This window comes from Neobacillus driksii (assembly GCF_013409995.1).
In the GTDB taxonomy this organism is placed as follows: Bacteria; Bacillota; Bacilli; order Bacillales; family Cytobacillaceae; genus Neobacillus; species Neobacillus driksii.
The window spans coordinates 478,301-495,024 of record NZ_JACCBX010000003.1; the positions used below are offsets into that span (position 1 = coordinate 478,301).

Annotated in this window: 20 protein-coding genes; 1 reads left to right on the plus strand and 19 read right to left on the minus strand. The window is 38.1% G+C overall.

Annotation, left to right across the window (positions count from 1 at the left end):
- Positions 1 to 3: 3 nt before the first annotated feature.
- The 14 genes from F4694_RS08720 to rpsU form a co-directional block, all read right to left on the minus strand.
- Positions 4 to 147, minus strand: a complete 144-nt coding sequence (locus F4694_RS08720; RefSeq protein ID WP_179596863.1) for a YqzL family protein — start codon at positions 145 to 147, stop codon at positions 4 to 6.
- A 160-nt stretch (positions 148 to 307) separates the two neighbouring features.
- Entirely contained in the window at positions 308 to 1,228 is a 921-nt protein-coding gene (gene era, locus F4694_RS08725) for a GTPase Era (RefSeq protein WP_218895566.1), read from the minus strand.
- Positions 1,218 to 1,619, minus strand: a complete 402-nt coding sequence (locus F4694_RS08730) for a cytidine deaminase (RefSeq protein WP_179596865.1) — start codon at positions 1,617 to 1,619, stop codon at positions 1,218 to 1,220. Before F4694_RS08730 ends, era begins: the two co-directional genes overlap by 11 nt.
- Before the next feature lie 180 nt (positions 1,620 to 1,799).
- A complete protein-coding gene (locus F4694_RS08735; protein ID WP_179596867.1) occupies positions 1,800 to 2,177 on the minus strand; it encodes a diacylglycerol kinase family protein in 378 nt (125 codons plus the stop codon).
- Positions 2,161 to 2,634, minus strand: a complete 474-nt coding sequence (ybeY, locus tag F4694_RS08740) for an rRNA maturation RNase YbeY (protein WP_179596869.1) — start codon at positions 2,632 to 2,634, stop codon at positions 2,161 to 2,163. Before ybeY ends, F4694_RS08735 begins: the two co-directional genes overlap by 17 nt.
- Positions 2,631 to 4,799: an HD family phosphohydrolase gene (locus F4694_RS08745; protein WP_179596871.1), complete on the minus strand. Its 2,169-nt coding sequence runs from the start codon at positions 4,797 to 4,799 to the stop codon at positions 2,631 to 2,633. The genes ybeY and F4694_RS08745 overlap by 4 nt, the downstream gene beginning before the upstream one ends.
- Before the next feature lie 187 nt (positions 4,800 to 4,986).
- Complete coding sequence (locus F4694_RS08750; RefSeq protein WP_179596873.1) at positions 4,987 to 5,955, minus strand: PhoH family protein; 969 nt, start codon at positions 5,953 to 5,955, stop codon at positions 4,987 to 4,989.
- Positions 5,952 to 7,145 carry a sporulation protein YqfD gene (gene yqfD, locus F4694_RS08755; protein WP_179596875.1) on the minus strand — a complete coding sequence of 398 codons (1,194 nt, stop codon included), beginning with the start codon at positions 7,143 to 7,145 and terminating at the stop codon, positions 5,952 to 5,954. Before yqfD ends, F4694_RS08750 begins: the two co-directional genes overlap by 4 nt.
- Positions 7,142 to 7,444, minus strand: coding sequence for a sporulation protein YqfC (gene yqfC / locus F4694_RS08760; protein WP_179596877.1), 303 nt, complete (start codon positions 7,442 to 7,444; stop codon positions 7,142 to 7,144). Before yqfC ends, yqfD begins: the two co-directional genes overlap by 4 nt.
- A gap of 94 nt (positions 7,445 to 7,538) precedes the next feature.
- Positions 7,539 to 7,964, minus strand: coding sequence for a hypothetical protein (locus F4694_RS08765; RefSeq protein WP_179596879.1), 426 nt, complete (start codon positions 7,962 to 7,964; stop codon positions 7,539 to 7,541).
- A 36-nt stretch (positions 7,965 to 8,000) separates the two neighbouring features.
- Positions 8,001 to 8,966: a flotillin-like protein FloA gene (gene floA, locus F4694_RS08770; protein WP_179597127.1), complete on the minus strand. Its 966-nt coding sequence runs from the start codon at positions 8,964 to 8,966 to the stop codon at positions 8,001 to 8,003.
- A 49-nt stretch (positions 8,967 to 9,015) separates the two neighbouring features.
- Positions 9,016 to 9,651 (minus strand): NfeD family protein, encoded by a 636-nt coding sequence (locus tag F4694_RS08775; protein ID WP_179596881.1) that lies wholly within the window; start codon positions 9,649 to 9,651, stop codon positions 9,016 to 9,018.
- A 119-nt stretch (positions 9,652 to 9,770) separates the two neighbouring features.
- Positions 9,771 to 10,217: a GatB/YqeY domain-containing protein gene (locus F4694_RS08780; RefSeq protein ID WP_179596883.1), complete on the minus strand. Its 447-nt coding sequence runs from the start codon at positions 10,215 to 10,217 to the stop codon at positions 9,771 to 9,773.
- 15 nt (positions 10,218 to 10,232) lie between these two features.
- A complete protein-coding gene (gene rpsU, locus F4694_RS08785) occupies positions 10,233 to 10,406 on the minus strand; it encodes a 30S ribosomal protein S21 (RefSeq protein ID WP_007087607.1) in 174 nt (57 codons plus the stop codon).
- A 212-nt stretch (positions 10,407 to 10,618) separates the two neighbouring features.
- Between rpsU and F4694_RS08790 the strand changes: the two genes are divergently transcribed.
- On the plus strand, positions 10,619 to 11,551 hold the full coding sequence (locus F4694_RS08790; protein WP_179596885.1) for a Na/Pi symporter: 933 nt from the start codon (positions 10,619 to 10,621) through the stop codon (positions 11,549 to 11,551).
- A 26-nt stretch (positions 11,552 to 11,577) separates the two neighbouring features.
- Here the strand turns inward: F4694_RS08790 and deoC are convergent, their stop codons facing one another.
- The 5 genes from deoC to dnaJ form a co-directional block, all read right to left on the minus strand.
- Positions 11,578 to 12,252 carry a deoxyribose-phosphate aldolase gene (gene deoC / locus F4694_RS08795; RefSeq protein ID WP_179596887.1) on the minus strand — a complete coding sequence of 225 codons (675 nt, stop codon included), beginning with the start codon at positions 12,250 to 12,252 and terminating at the stop codon, positions 11,578 to 11,580.
- Between the two features lie 92 nt (positions 12,253 to 12,344).
- On the minus strand, positions 12,345 to 13,700 hold the full coding sequence (mtaB, locus tag F4694_RS08800; RefSeq protein WP_179596889.1) for a tRNA (N(6)-L-threonylcarbamoyladenosine(37)-C(2))-methylthiotransferase MtaB: 1,356 nt from the start codon (positions 13,698 to 13,700) through the stop codon (positions 12,345 to 12,347).
- 5 nt (positions 13,701 to 13,705) lie between these two features.
- Positions 13,706 to 14,458, minus strand: coding sequence for a 16S rRNA (uracil(1498)-N(3))-methyltransferase (locus F4694_RS08805; RefSeq protein WP_179596891.1), 753 nt, complete (start codon positions 14,456 to 14,458; stop codon positions 13,706 to 13,708).
- Between the two features lie 104 nt (positions 14,459 to 14,562).
- Positions 14,563 to 15,504: a 50S ribosomal protein L11 methyltransferase gene (gene prmA, locus F4694_RS08810; protein WP_179596893.1), complete on the minus strand. Its 942-nt coding sequence runs from the start codon at positions 15,502 to 15,504 to the stop codon at positions 14,563 to 14,565.
- A gap of 17 nt (positions 15,505 to 15,521) precedes the next feature.
- Positions 15,522 to 16,649, minus strand: a complete 1,128-nt coding sequence (gene dnaJ / locus F4694_RS08815; protein WP_179596895.1) for a molecular chaperone DnaJ — start codon at positions 16,647 to 16,649, stop codon at positions 15,522 to 15,524.
- Between the last annotated feature and the right edge of the window lie 75 nt (positions 16,650 to 16,724).

Consider the following 16,724-nt stretch of genomic DNA (forward strand, 5'->3'; position numbering starts at 1 on the left):
AACTTATGAAACGGGAAAATCCAATTGCGCTAGATCTTCATTCTGATTTCCGGGTATTTCTTGGTTTTCCTTCTCAAGCTCTTTATAGAGAAGATAAGTGTCAATATTACCTGTTTGTAGGAATACTTTCCACGTAAAATCCATCATCGAAAACCCCACCTTTCATGTTTAGACTAGCCTTTTTAAGAATCCCAAACCTTACAATTATCATAGCCTGCCCAAGCAAAAATCATAAGACGAAAAATTTGTTAATGTTGTCCATGCATAATTTTAATTAATACTAAATATTCTAGTTAGGGTTTTAATTTTAATATTCATCTTCATTAAAGCCATAATCGCGTAGCTGGGACATTTTATTCCGCCAATCTTTTTGAACTTTAACCCAAAGCTCCAAGAAAACTTTTGACCCTAAAAGATTTTCAATATCTACACGGGCACGTTTTCCTATTTCCTTAAGCATGCTCCCTTGTTTCCCAATAATAATGCCCTTTTGAGAATCTCTCTCCACAATGACAGTAGCCATTACATGAATAATATCCTTACCACCGTGTTGACGTTCCATTTTATCTAGAACAACAGCAAGGGAATGAGGAATTTCTTCACGAGTTAAGTGCAGCGCTTTCTCTCGGATTAATTCTGTGATAATAAATCTTTCTGGATGATCGGTTACTTGATCAGCCGGATAATACTGAGGGCCCTCAGGTAAATAAACTTTAATTTGTTCTAATAATCGTTCCACATTATTTCCTTCAAGTGCTGAAATTGGAACAATTTCCTTAAAAGGATACTTTTCTTTATATGATTCAATTAACGGAAGTAATTCATCTGGGTGTATTTGATCAATTTTATTTATAACAAGGAAGATCGGTGTGTTAATGGTTTCGAATTTTTCAAGAATAAATTCTTCCCCACGCCCAAATCCTTCCTCAGCGTTTACCATAAATAGGATTAAATCAACTTCTTTTAATGTGTTTTGTGCAACTTTCATCATAAAGTCGCCTAGTTTATGTTTTGGCTTATGAATCCCTGGTGTGTCAATAAACACCATTTGGGTATCATCTAGCGTCAATACACCCTGAATTTTATTACGAGTAGTTTGCGGTTTATCACTCATAATGGCAATTTTCTGACCAATAACTCGGTTAAGAAATGTTGACTTTCCTACATTTGGACGTCCAATTATTGATATAAAACCTGATTTATAACCTTTACTATCATTACTCAGCATTTAAATCCTCCGGAGAAAAGGCACCTGGAAGTAACTCTGCTACCGTAATTTCTAAAATGTCACCTTTTAGGTTAGTTAGCACAACCTTCATGTCTTTGTGACAAAGTTCCGAGATTACCTGTCGGCATGCTCCACATGGCGAGCAAGGGCGATCAGTATCAGCCACAACTGCAAGCATTGAGAATTCTCGATCACCTTCTGAATAAGCTTTAAACAATGCAGTACGTTCAGCGCAATTGCACATGCTATAAGCGGCATTTTCAATATTACATCCATGATATACTTTTCCATCTGTTGTTAATAACGCTGCTCCTACCCCAAATTTAGAATAAGGAACATATGCTTTTTCTCTTGCTTTCTTTGATTCTTCGATTAATTTCTCGATGTTCAAAGTTCATTCTTCCCTTCCAGCAGTGATCTGCCGCTTTCTTTATTTTACCCTAAAAATGTCACAAAATCATCACTTGTAGCGAAAAAGTAATATAAAAATTTGAATTTTCATAAAAGTCAGCTAACTTTTTCTAATTCGTACAAAGCTGATAAGTTATTTTACCTAATTCACAATACCTTTTCAAATTAGCCATCTAAAAAAATACGGTAAGAAGATGATGGTTCCAATTACAACCGCTGTAATAGCATAAATAAACACTGCTCCGGCTGCCAGGTCTTTAGCTTGTTTAGCAAGTGGGTGATAATCCTCGGTCACTAAATCAACAACACGCTCAATTGCTGTGTTCACCATTTCTAACGAGAAGATTCCACCTATAGCTACAATAACAAATAACCATTCCCATTTACTAATTGAAAAAAAAATGGAAAAGCCAATAGCGATTAAAGATACAAAAAAATGGATACGCATATTTCTCTCAGACCAAAGAGCTGTCTTAATACCGGCTATGGCAAAAGAAAAGGACTTCCATAAATGAACATGCTTATCTCGAGAGTCCATAAGCGTCTAAGATTTCCTTCTGTCGAGCGAACATTTTTTCTTCCTCTTCCTTTTCCATATGGTCATAACCAAGAAGATGAAGAAAGCCGTGTACAGATAAAAACCCAAGTTCACGGATAAAGGAGTGTCCATATTCCTTGGCCTGCTCTTCAGCTTTTGGGATGGAGATGATGATATCTCCTAGGACACGAGGAAGCTCCGCCCCTATCAATTCGATTTCACCTTCACCAAGCTCTTCCATCGCGAATGAAATCACATCCGTAGGGGCGTCCTTGTCTCTATATTCACGGTTAATTTCGTGAATTCTTTCATTAGACACAAATGTAACTGAAACCTCACTATTGTCCTCGACATTTTCTTTCTCAGCCGCAAAATTCAATAGTTTTTCAATGTCTTCCATCTGCTCGTCTGACAGTTGACCCGTTTCATCTACTAAATCAATCATCAATTTGTTCATACTTCAACCGCCTTCTTTGTCATTTCTGGATATTCAATTCTAGAGTGAAAAATTCCCTTTAAGGTTTCACAAAAAGAGTGGGATACAGTTTCTAATTCTTTCAATGTTAAATCACATTCATTTAGTTGGCCATCCTGCAGCCGGTCGGCAATAATCTTCTTAACAAGCGACTCGATGGTTTCCGGTGTAGGCTGATTCAGAGATCTAACCGCTGCTTCTACACTATCAGCAATGCCTACAATAGCAGATTCTTTTGTCTGTGGTTTTGGTCCGGGATATCGGTAATCCTCTTCATTTACCTTTTCTCCATCTTGAAGTGCTTTATGGTAAAAAAACTTCAAAAGTGTCGTACCATGATGTTGTTCAGCAATATGAATAATTTCTTTTGGCATATTGTATTTTTTTAATATAGCTGACCCATCTGTCACGTGTGAAATAATGATATTAGCACTTTTATCCGGTTGCAATCGATCATGTGGATTGTCATGGTGCATCTGGTTTTCTATAAAAAAGTTTGGCCGTTTTGTTTTACCGATATCATGATAATAACAGCCTACTCTGGCCAATAAACCATTTGCTCCTATAGCTTCGCATGCCGCATCTGCTAAGTTTGCCACCATCACACTATGGTGATAGGTTCCAGGTGCTTCCATTAATATTTTCCGTAAAAGCGGATGATTTGGATTAGAAAGCTCAATTAACTTCATAGTTGAAAGAATACCAAAGCTAGTCTCAAAAAGCGGTAATAATCCCATTGTCAGGACTGCTGAACCTATTCCTGAAAAAATGGCTGTTAAAATATAATACCCAATTTCTAAACCAGAAAATTGTCCATTAGGCAAAAACATTAGTGCCCAAATGGTGAATAGATTTACAGCAGCTGCAAGTGATCCAGCTTGTAGGATTTTTGAGCGCTGATTCTGCCCGCTTAAAAAGAGCACACCTGCTAGCGCACTAAACAATATATAAATTCCTACTGAAAAATTTAGTGTTCCAGAGACCCCTTCATTGAATAAAATACTTCCAAAAATCGAAAAGATAATGGAGGAGAGAATCGCTAACTTCTCATCTATTAATATCTTGATTAGCATTCCACCCATAGCAGCAGGGAATAAGTAACCAATACCTGAATAGTTAAAAATTTGCAGCATACTGATAAGTTTCAATATGAAAAACGTCAAAATAAAAACAATCCCAAACAAGAGAAGATTTGTCTGTCTTTTTTCTGGATGTTCCTTTAATTGATAGAAATAAAAGTAAATTGAGGTTAGGATAATTGATATAAGAATCATTAAACCAATGAACGGTTTGTATGATTGCTTATTATCTAATAGACCAACTAGTTCTAGCTGGCGAAATTCTTCCTGACGAATTAATTTACCCTCTTCAATAATAATTTGCCCTTGCAGGATTTTTACCGGTTCAACTGATTCCGCTGCTTGCTTTCGCAGCTCTTCGGTTGCCTCTGGGTCATAAAATTCATTCTGTATGACAGCATACCTGCCTAATTCTATCGCTGCATTTTTCAAGTCATTATTTAAGGTGGTAAATTTTAATTCTTCCTCTAAACTTTTTTTTGCATTTTCTACGTCATCCGCAGAAATTCGTTTGTTCATCACATTATTTATGGCTGTCACCGTTAGATCCTTTGCAATCGATAATTCATCGTTGCTAGCTTGTACCAGTGCATTAAAAACACGCTCTGAAAGATCCTTTATTACACGATCTGTTAATTTCTCCTTTAACATGGTCACTTTTTCTTCAACAGTTGGTTCAATCACTTCAAAAGGGTCTTTATCAAGTATACCTTGTTTTTTCGTTTCATCTTCTATTTCATCATTTACCTCCGAGGCTGAGTCAAATATGGAGGTAATTAAATCTACTTGATTTGTGGAATATTCCTTTTTCAATGTATAGACGTCCTGAACTTGATCCAATGCCTCTTGTCGTTTTTTTTCTGTACTGATTTTATCTTCAACTGTTGCTGGAGATCGAATGGTTTTATCTGCTACCGTTAAAAGACTTATATCAAGTTTCTCAGGCTTTACATTTCCATACATAGAGATAAATAGGATTACACCTAAAACAACAAAAAGTAACATTCTGAAGAAGGTATAATCTAGAAGCTTTTTTATTTGAATTAAGTATTGCTGTATTTTCTTCAACTAACTCCCCCCAAAGCAACTAAATAACCCTAATCTAGTATGTAAACACGCTTTATGTAAAATGATAACAGTTTTTCCCTGAAGTTTCATCCTCAAATACAAGATGAGCGATATTTATAAAGCAATTGTTATGATTATATGGCAAAAGGGATAAACCCTAAACAGGTTTATCCCTCCAATCAAAGATTTAAGTTTGCAATGGTTTCTTTTCATATGCTTCAATGATTCTGCCTACTAAAGGATGACGAACAACGTCACTTTGTTCTAAGAAAACAAAGGAAATTCCATTGACACCCAACAAGATTTTCTCGGCAGCGATTAATCCGGACTTAGCCCCTTTTGGTAAATCTATTTGTGTTTGGTCACCAGTAATCACCATTTTTGAACCAAAGCCAAGACGTGTTAAGAACATCTTCATTTGGGCGTGGGTGGTATTTTGAGCTTCATCTAATATCACGAAGGCATCGTCTAATGTACGCCCCCTCATGTAGGCTAGAGGAGCGATTTCGATGGTTCCACGTTCAATTAATCTTTGTGTATGTTCTGCACCGAGAATGTCATTCAGGGCGTCATATAAGGGGCGTAAATAAGGATCAACCTTTTCTTTTAGATCACCTGGTAAAAATCCAAGGCTTTCTCCAGCCTCCACCGCAGGTCGCGTAAGAATGATCTTATTGACTTGCCCATTCTTTAACGCATTGACCGCCATAACCACGGCTAAATACGTTTTTCCGGTTCCTGCAGGACCAATGCCAAATACGAGATCATTTTGTCTGATAGCCATTATATATTGTCTTTGTCCAAGCGTCTTGATACGAATAACTTTTCCTTTTACATTCTTAGCAATTTCCTCGTCATAGAGATTATCAAAATAATCCAGCGTACCTTTTTGAGCCATTTGTATCGCTGACAGGACATCTCTTTGGCTAATGGTTACACCCTTTCTAATGACAAAAATAAGCTTATCAAGAATTTGACTGGCAAGTACTACTCTTTCCTCATCACCAGATAAGCTAACTGACTCACCGCGTGTGACGATGGATACTTGTAATTCTTCTTCAATTATCTTTAAATTTGAATCCGCGTTGCCTAAGAGAGCTATCGCTTCTGTTGGATTTTCAAGTTGTACATTTATTGTTTTTAAGTTAACTGTCATTCAGTAGTCTCCTTAGGTATTGGTTGTCCAACCGCTATATTTTCGATTATCTTAAAATGGATATCTAGGATAACTTTACCATTTTTGAACTCTTTGTGTAAAATTTTTTGGTCTTTAATGATAGCTTCTTCATCCAACCCACTTTTTATTTTATCTTTTGCTAATTCAAGTGCATTATTTTCTGCTTCTTTCTCCGTATACGTTCTGATTGTCTCTTCGCGCGCTCTCAATGTTTCATTTCCAATCGAAATAGGCAGCTCCCATTTAAGGAAATGAATTTTCTTCATATTCTTGTCCAATTCGAATTCCTTGAATTCGGGTTTACCGAAACCCCAAATAGGGATTTCTAGCTTTCCTAAGATTAAAGAGAACTTTTGCTTTTCCTGACCATTGAATACAAAGAATTTGGTGGTCAATGGCAATTCAACATGGCTCTTATACCACGTTTCTCCCCAAACCTCTCCAACGGCTGCAACCTGCTGTGTTTGCCCTTCTTTTCCAATGATCCCGGATACTAGCAATTGCCCAGCTTCTACATGGTCATGTATATCGACCATTTTTTGTCCAGTTTCAACATACATGGAGTCAATGACCGCTTTCTTTTTTGCAACCAGGTTTTGGGGAGCAAGTTGTTCTGGCTTTTCAGGTTCTTTCTTCTCAACCACTTGAAGGTGATAGGTTGTCCCTTTTAACTCCACACCTACCCAAGTAAGGTTACCAACATTATTTGTCAATTTCCTTTGTATTCCTTCTACGTTATCCACAAAAAATTGGACTTTTCCTATTTTCACTCCCATCTTGTCCAATTCTTTACGAATCTGATACTCTGTAGCTGGCTTTGCTCCTTTTATTTCAATTCCCCAAATGACATTCGATAAAAACATAATCAATAGTAAAAAGAGAATAGCCCCGCCAACAAAGCCACTATTTTTCAATAAGCGTTTAAATAAAAAAGGCATACCCGCCCTTTTTAAGAATGTAATCGAGCATTCTCTTTCTCTTGCATATCGCCGAATTTTTAATGCATCCTGTAGTCTCATTGTAAAGGTTATCGTTTCAGTCCCATGTCGTTTTACATTCCATACAATCAGACCGTTTCTGATTAAGACATTTATGAATCTTTCTATGCCTCTTCCTGATACTTTAACCGTAACCTTGCCAGATATGAATTCGATCCATTGGTTTTTCATTTTGTTCCTCCTGGATTTTCATTTATATATAGGACCTGATCAATTTTTCCTTCAAGCAAAATTTCTTCAGGTAAAATGGTTTTGATTACGAAAGACTTTCCTCTTATTTGTAATTGACCCTGCTTTAACAACAACCGTAATTCTTTATCTGTAAAGGTGATCAACCCTCTATGATTCTCAATGTAAATATGGATTTGCCCAATCATTGTGATTCGCGGCAAATCCATCATGACATCTTGAGGAAGATCCATTTTTTGTGCCATCCAGTTCCGGACACGCAGGCCCCATTTTTTTGCCATAAAAAAAGAACCCCCTTTCATCTCATATTATGAAATGAAAGGAGGTTCTAGCACTTCTTTTTCTTTTATACCAGGGGATTTTGAAATTATTCCTTTAGCGGTTTCTCGAAAAATATGGTTTTTTAGCACGTGGTTCGCCTAGGATTTCAGCCCATATAATCCCATTAATAATCGCTTTTTCATCGGGTTTTTCAAGTAAAACATCCGAAGATTCAACCTTTCGTAAAGTTGATTCAATCGGCATTTCCATTTGTTTTATTGGAACAACATGCTTTTGCTTTATTTCTAGATAATTCCCCTCTATACCCGGCAAATTATTACCTGTTTTTGCAGGCTGACCTACAGAGATTTGACCAGGTTTTGCCGACCTATTCCTCATTTGTTGTTCAACTTGGGTACGAATATCAGTAAACCCTTTTGCAGTAAAGGGCTTTGTTCGTCCAGGATTACTTTTACCCTTGGCCCTTCCAAAGATCGATGAGAGAATTCCGGCGATAATTAAAAATATTATTGTTTCCATGTCCCACCCTCCTTCTGATCAAAATGGATCGGCGGTTTAGCGGTCGTCTTTTTTATCACCTGTCATCTTGCCGATAGATCCGCGCATCTCAGTATCAGCCGAAATATTTTTATAATTCATATATTCCATCACACTGATATTACCAGATTTTAATGCTTCTGCCATGGCCAGCGGCACCTCCGCCTCCGCCTCTACTACTTTTGCTCTCATTTCCTCTACCCTTGCCTTCATTTCCTGTTCTGTAGCTACAGCCATCGCCCTGCGCTCTTCTGCTTTTGCCTGGGCAATTTTCTTATCAGCTTCTGCCTGCTCTGTTTGCAGTTCAGCACCAATGTTTCTTCCTAAATCAACGTCGGCAATATCAATCGATAGTATTTCAAAAGCCGTACCAGAATCTAATCCTTTTGCTAGAACAGTTTGTGAGATCAGTTCAGGGCTCTCTAGTACCTTACTATGGTCAAGTGAGGAGCCAATCGTGGATATAACACCTTCACCTACACGAGCTACAACGGTATCTTCACCCGCACCTCCGACAAGACGGTCGATATTTGCACGAACGGTAATTCGCGCTTTTGCTTTTACTTCAATACCATTCATAGCAACTCCCGCGATGAATGGGGTTTCGATAACTTTTGGATTTACACTCATCTGCACAGCTTCTAGGACATCACGCCCTGCAAGGTCAATTGCAGCACAACGTTCGAATGATAACTCAATGTTTGCACGATGTGCAGCGATTAAAGCATTCACCACTCTATCTACATTCCCACCTGCCAGGTAATGACTTTCGAGCTGATTTGTTGTTACGTTTAACCCAGCTTTATGCGCTTTAATAAGCGGATTGACTACTCTGCTCGGCGTAACCCGTCTAAGTCTCATCCCTACTAATGTAAAAATACTGATTCGAACCCCTGCAGCAAGGGCAGACACCCAAAGCATCACTGGAACAAATGATAATAATATTCCCAGAAAAATTAACGCAACCACAATAATACCAATCATAAATAAACTTCCACTTGTTAATTCCACCGCACTTACCTCCTCTTTCGAATTAATTTACCTTTCTGACCACGATTCGTACACCCTCGACTTTTATTACAGTAATTTTAGTATTTTGGTCAATGAAATCGCCTTCAGTTACAACATCGATTCTTTCATTATTAAAAACTGCTGTTCCCGAAGGTCTTAAGACTGTCAATGCAATACCTTCTTTACCTAGTAAATCTGTTCGATTTACGTTAGATACATAGCCATCTTCTTTTTTAGCAGTATCAAACAGAATCATTCGATTAAATAAAACCACTTTTTTGCGGAGGACCTTTATCATAAAAAACAGGACAGTAATCGAAATACAAATTGCAATAAAAATAGAGATTCCCATATTCAGCGGATTTTCCCCAGCTAGAAACAGACTTGCAATTAATGCAGCCAAGCCTAGTGTGCCCGAAATGGCCCCTGGAAGAAAAAATTCTAAAAATATAAGCATGATCCCAACCGCAAATAACATAATTGTTCCAAGACCGGCAAGACCTGCTTGAAAATGTCCGTAAAAGAAAAGAAGTAGTGCAAATAAACCTATGAATCCTGATATTCCAAACTTTGATGAAAACAATTCATAAACAATAGCTGTTCCTGCAATCGTTAATAGCAGTGTTACAACGATTGGGTTTGTTAGAAACTCAACCATAATTACCCCTCCCTTCATGTCGACACTATGTATACGTTTTAAAGACAAATAAGTTTCAAATTTTCCAAAACAATGAAAAACCGCAAGCTAAACGCTTGCGGTTTTGGTTGTCAGAATAATTATGAAAGGTGTTGTTGTACAAATTTATTTACAAGTGAACCGTCTGCTTTACCTTTTACTTTAGGCATAATCGCAGCCATCACTTTTCCCATATCCGCTTTTGATTTTGCACCGACTTCAGAGATTGTTTCTTTAACAATTTCTGACAACTCTTCTTCGGAAAGCTGCTTCGGTAAATACAGTTCGACGATAGCCAACTCTGCACGCAATTTATCAACAAGGTCTTGACGACCTGCTTTATCAAATTCATGGAGGGATTCTTTGCGTTGCTTTACTTCGCGAGAAAGGATTGTTAACTCAGTTTCTTCGGAAAGCTCTTTTGTACCAAGCTTAATTGCTTCATTTTGCAATGATGCTTTTACCATCCGAATCGTTGTGAGTTTGTCTTTTTCCTTATTTTTCATCGCTTGTTTCATGTCACTGTTTAAACGCTCGAGAAGACTCATAAATTACACCCTCTCTTAGAACTTACGTTTTCTTGCTGCTTCAGACTTTTTCTTACGCTTTACACTTGGCTTTTCGTAGAATTCGCGCTTTCTTGCCTCTTGCAAAGTACCAGTTTTTGATACTGTACGTTTGAAGCGACGAAGAGCATCTTCAAGCGATTCGTTTTTACGAACGACGGTTTTAGACATTCTCTTTCCCTCCCTCCGAAACACAACACACTTACATTCAATCCATGTACCTTGCAATTATAATATATCATAGAAACAAGGTCAACTGTATTTATAGAGTTGAAACAACCTTTTGATATTTTTATTCATAGATCCTCAATTTTTTGAACAACCCACTATAAATCTGGCATGTCCTACTCCCTCAGGCATACAATTAAGGGAGGGGTGAAGACATGCTTTACATATTATTATTTATATTATTCATCTTATTATTTATCTTTGGCATGACGATAATAAGGTTTGGACTATTTAATTTGTCGGGGAATAAATTAAAAGGATGGCTGACCAAATTAACTAGTACACCACTAAAAGGTATGGTGACAGGCACCTTTGTTACTGCACTATTACAGAGTAGTTCAGCCGTAATGGTCATCACGATTGGGTTGATTTCAGCAAAAATCATGACTTTTCCTCAATCGATCGGGATTATTTTAGGCACAAATATTGGAACCACCTTTAAAACGGAGCTAATTACCTTTAATCTTGATAAGGTTTTAGTACCACTCGCTATTATTGGAGCATTACTAACCTTTTTTAAACCAATAAAAATTAGAAGCATCGGAATGGTCACCTTTGGAATCGCCTCAGTCTTTACAGCAATGAAAGGCTTTGAACTTCTAGCTCAGCCATTGACTGCACTCCCATTTATCAATAATTTTATCCTCTCTATTAACGATAATATCTTACTAAGTATTTTAACTGGAGCGATTATTACTGCCGTTATTCAGTCAAGTACTGCTATGACAGGAATCACCATGGGTTTTTTAACTGCAGGTCTTCTCCATCTCGATGCTGGGATTGCGATCGTATTTGGTGCCAATATTGGGACATGTATTACAGCATTAATTGCTTCCATTGGAGGCGGGAAAGAATCGAGATTAGCTGCCTTTGCACACGTTTGGCTGAATGTTGCCGGCGTTCTAATTTTCACTCCCTTTATTCCTTATATATCTGAAAATGCCCATATATTAGCGGATGAAAAGATGATTCAATTAGCACACATAAGTGTAATATTTAATGTGGTTTCATCGATTATGGTTTTGCCATTTGCAACTAAATTTGGTGAAATGATTTTGAAGATACACGGTGGAAAAACAAATATATGAATAAAAGACGGCCTTGGCCGTCTTTTTTAGTAGTCAGAAGTAGATGTTAATCCTTTAAGAATTGCTACTCCCGCACTTGCACCAATTCTCGTTGCTCCTGCTTCAATCATTTTTTCTGTATCTTCGGTATTACGTACTCCACCAGAAGCTTTTACTCCAATATCAGGTCCAACAGTTTCCCTCATCAGCTTAATATCCTCAACAGTAGCACCGCCAGTTGAGAATCCTGTTGATGTTTTTACAAAGTCTGTTCCAGCCTTTACAGCTAGCTCACAGGCGCGAATCTTTTCTTCCCTTGTAAGCAAGCTTGTTTCAATAATAACCTTTGTTAACGCTCTTCCCTTTGCAGCTTCCACAACTGCACGAATATCTTTCTCAACTAACTCATCATTTTTATCCTTCAAAGCACCAATATTGATAACCATATCTACTTCATCTGCGCCATTTTCTATCGCATTATTTGTCTCAAAAGCCTTTGTTTCCGGCGTTGTAGCGCCTAATGGAAATCCAATAACCGTACAAACCTTAACGCCGCTGCCGCTAAGTAAATCTCTAGCTGTGCTTACCCACGTTGGATTTACACAAACTGAAAAAAACTTATGTTCTATCGCTTCTTGGCATAAGATTTTTATTTGCTGGCGGGTTGCGTCCGCTTTTAACAATGTATGGTCTATCATTGAAGCAACGTTGGTAGTAGCCATTTTACTTGCCCCTTTTCTCCTAAAGTAAAAAGAAATTTGATACTAACATTAGAGTACCCAAATCCAAATAAAAAAAGGACCAAACTAGGTCCCTAAATTGCAGCTTCTTCTTTTGTAAATATTTCTGCTTTTATATCTTCTTCAACAATTCGGACAAACTGTCCATCGTTGTATGGATAACCAGCTTTTGTAATTTTCACTTTAACAAGTTTACCAATCATTTCTTCCGTTGCAGGGAACAAAACTTTTAAATAATTATCTGTATATCCTACATACATACCGTCTCTGAATTCTTCTTCTGGGATTACTTCTAATACGTCATCTTCAAATTGAGAAGCATATTCCTTTGCTAACTGATCAGATAGAGTTATTAAGCGATGCACACGCTCATTTTTAATTTCTTCATCGACCTGATCTTCCATACGGGCAGCAGGTGTTCCTGTACGCTTAGAATAAGGGAAAACATGCAGTTCTGAGAATTTATGATCTTTGATAAAATTATAAGTCTCCATAAATTCTTCTTCCGTTTCACCTGGAAAACCGACAATAACATCTGATGTAACCGCAAGTCCTGGAAGCACTTCTTTTAGACGGTCTAACCTTTCACCAAAGAATTCCATTGTATACTTACGACGCATTCTTTTTAGTACGGTGTTAGAACCAGACTGTAATGGGATATGCAAATGGCGAACAATAATATTAGAGTGTTTAATCACTTCAATTACCTCATCGGTAATTTGGCTTGCTTCAATAGAAGAAATTCGAAGTCTTGCAAGACCTTTAACTTGCGCTTCTAAATCACGGAGCAGCAAAGCTAAATTGTAATTCTTCATATCTTCACCATAGCCGCCTGTGTGAATCCCGGTTAAAACGATTTCTTTATAACCTGCATCCACAAGCTGCTGTGCTTGGCGGATAACTTCCTTAGGATCACGTGATCTCATTAACCCACGTGCCCAAGGGATAATACAGAAAGTACAGAAGTTGTTACAACCCTCTTGGATTTTCAATGAAGCACGTGTCCGATCTGTAAACGCAGGAACATCTAGCTCTTCGTAAACACGATTTTTCATAATATTGCCTACGCCATTTATTGGCTGACGTTCTGTTTTATACTGTTCAATGTAATCAAGCATTTTGACACGATCCTGGGTTCCAACTACAATATCAACACCCGGTATCGCCATAATCTCAGCTGGTGAGGTTTGAGCATAACAGCCTGTAACACAAATTACGGCATCAGGATTTTTCCGGACAGCCCGACGAATCACTTGCCGGCTTTTTTTATCGCCAGTATTTGTTACCGTACAAGTATTAATAATATAGACATCGGAAATTGATTCGAAATCAACTCGATCATAGCCTTCTTGCTTGAACAATTGCCAGATTGCTTCAGTCTCATAATGATTCACCTTACATCCTAGTGTATGAAAAGCGACTGTTGGCATTTTATTCATCTCCTCATTAATTCAAAATGGTAGGAAATCGCCGCTAGAGCATATAAGGGCGCAGTTTCCGTTCTTAAAATACGCGGACCTAAGCCGCACAGGGCAAAATCATTTTCCTGTAGTACGTGGACCTCTTCGTCTGCAAGCCCACCCTCAGGACCAAAAACTATAAGCAGTGATTCCCCAGGTTTCATTTTTTGTAATGTTGCTGAAAAAACAGAAGTTTCACCGCTCCTGCTTTCCTCCTCGAAAGCAACTAATTTATAATGAAAATTTTTGCTTCTATCTATCAACGCTTTAAAATCCATCGGACTTATAATTTCAGGTACAATTCCACGATGGGATTGTTCCGCAGCTTCTTTGGCTATTTTTTGCCATCTCTCTACTTTTTTACCGGCCTTTTTATCATCCCATTTTACGACAGAACGACGAGCTGCAAAAGGAATAAACTGGCGGGCACCAAGTTCAGTACCTTTTTGAATAATCCATTCAAGCTTGTCCCCTTTTGGAAGTCCGCTTGCAATCGAAATTAAAATAGGAAGCTCCGACTTCTCATCTTTCCATTGTACAACGTCTGCAACGACTTGTTCATCGGTAATTTTTGCAATTTCGCAAACTGCTGCTTGGCCTTCAGGATCAACACAGATGATTTTGTCCCCTATTTCCATGCGCATTACCTTAATAATGTGATGACGGTCATCACCATCAATCATAAAACGATTATCAATTGCTCGTTGTTTAACAAAGTACCGTTGCACACGATGCACCCCTCTAAAACATTTTACTCTTTATTTTACTGCAATGAATGTAACATTTAAAGCAGAGAAATAGAAAAAAGGGGTTTTATCCCCTTTCAACAGCATTATACCCTTTTAGCAATAATCGCAACCCAATCTTCCATTAAGATGGTTTCGGTAATTTCAAATCCAGACTGAATGAGTCCTTCTTTTACTTGATCTTTCTTCTGCTGAATAATTCCTGAGGCAATAAAAGTTCCTCCAGGTTTCACAACATGCGCTACATCATCCGTAAAACGTAAAATAACTTCAGCTAAAATATTGGCCACAACCACATCAGCTGAATTTTCTTCGACGCCATCTAAAAGGTTATTTTGCGAAGTGGCTACTTTTTCACTCACTTTATTAAGCTTTATGTTTAGTCGCGCTGATGTTACCGCAACTTCATCTAAATCATAGGCACGAACATCTTCTGCACCGAGCATAGCTGCAGCGATACTTAGAACACCTGATCCAGTTCCAACATCAATTACCCTGTCACCAGGCCGGACTGTTCTTTCTAAAGCTTGAATACACATAACCGTTGTTGGATGTGTTCCTGTTCCGAATGCCATCCCAGGATCCAATTCAATGATTAATTCATCACTGCTGACTGGTGTGTAGATCTCCCATGTAGGAACAATCGTAAACTTCTCTGAAATTTTAACAGGGTGATAATATTTCTTCCATGCCGTTGCCCATTCTTCCTCGTTCACTTCACTAATAGTAACTTTATTTATTCCAATATCAATATTGTGAATAATAAGGTTATTGATTGATTCTTTTATTGCGTCTACCGTTTCACCTAAGAAGCTATTAACAGGCAGATAGGCTTTAACGATGACTCCTTCTTCAGGGTAATCATCAGGATTGAGTTGGTAGATTTCCCCGAACTGATCTTGCCTCTCCTTTGTTAGTTCAAAAGGATCTTCAATAACTACACCGCTAGCACCGGCCTCATGTAAAATATGCGATATTGGTTCAATCGCTTCGTTTGTAGTGTGAATACTAAGTTCAGACCACTTCATTCTACCAACTCCAATCCTTACTCGCCTTTAAAGGCTCGTTTTACTTTTGAGAAGAAACCTTCTTCATGTTCACCAATTGGTGAATTTCCACTAAGTTCAGCAAATTCACGAAGAAGTTGCTTTTGTTTATCGGTTAACTTAGTTGGAGTAATAATTCGGACAATTATGTGCTGATCCCCGGTTCCATATCCACGTACATTCGGAATTCCTTTACCTTTAAGTCGGAATTTTGTTCCTGTCTGCGTACCAGATGGGACCTTTACTTTTACTTTGCCATGCAGGGTTGGGACTTCGATCTCATCTCCAAGCGATGCTTGGACAAAGGTGATAGGCATTTCGCAATAAACATCATCGCCATCTCTTTCAAAAAACTCATGTTCTCTAACGTGGAAAACAATATATAAATCTCCAGAAGGTCCTCCGTTAATTCCGCCTTCACCCTGACCGGAAATCCTTAACTGCTGACCATCATCAATACCTGCAGGGATTTTGACATGAATCTTTTTCCGCTTTTTCACTTTACCAGATCCGCCACAGGTTGAACATTTATGTTTAATCTCTTTACCTGTGCCGTTACAATGATGACAAGTACGGCGATTAACCACTCTGCCAAATGGTGTATTTTGCTCAACATTTAACTGTCCTGTTCCATGACAGTGTTGACAGGTTTCTGGGTTTGTTCCCTTTTTAGCACCAGAACCGTTACATGTACCACATGTTTCTTCGCGTGGGATTTCAATATCTGTTTCTTTTCCGAAAGCTGCTTCTTCAAAAGAAATGGTCATTGTATATTGAAGGTCTGCACCTTGTCTTGGGGCATTTGGATCACGTCGGCGCGAACCACCCCCGCCAAAAAAGGTATTAAAAATATCTTCAAAACCACCGAAACCACCGCCAAAGTCAGCGCCGCCACCGAAGCCTTGGTTTGGATCAGTATGACCAAATTGATCATAATGTGCCTTTTTTTGATCATCGCTTAAAACCTCATAAGCTTCAGCGATTTCTTTAAATTTATCTGCAGCATCAGCCTCTTTGTTAATATCTGGATGATATTGTTTAGAGAGCTTTCGATATGCTTTTTTTATCTCATCCTTAGAAGCGCTCTTACTAACTCCAAGCACTTCATAGTAATCTCGTTTACTCATGATTACCACTCCCGAATCTGTCACATAAAGATTATTCTAACACAATAAAAACACAAATTACAAAGAAAAAGTCAA